Raw genomic sequence first — 248 nt, 5'->3', positions numbered from 1 at the left:
CTTCCTCGCGCTCCTCGCGCATGACCTGGGTCTGGCGCCACTCGGTGGCCTGCTGGCTGCTGCGGCGGAACAGCTTGCTCAGCAGCGGGCCGGAGGTCAGCACGCGCTTGCCGATCCAGTCCATCACCGCGAACCACGACACGCTGGTGGCCAGGGTGAAGGAGATCAGCAGCAGCGCGGCCAGGAACAGATTGCCGCCGACCGGGCCGAAGCCCGAATACAGCGAACGCCCGACCAACTGGCCGAGG

The 248-nt window shown here is 68.5% G+C and carries 1 protein-coding gene; it reads right to left on the bottom strand.

Annotated features, from left to right (window positions below):
• Positions 1 to 248 (bottom strand): cell division protein FtsK (locus tag HKX41_12685; GenBank protein NNC24991.1); only part of this gene is annotated, 248 nt, incomplete at both ends.

Source organism: Salifodinibacter halophilus (assembly GCA_012999515.1).
Lineage (GTDB): Bacteria > Pseudomonadota > Gammaproteobacteria > Nevskiales > Salinisphaeraceae > Salifodinibacter > Salifodinibacter halophilus.
This window is presented reverse-complemented; position numbering and strand designations above follow the sequence as displayed.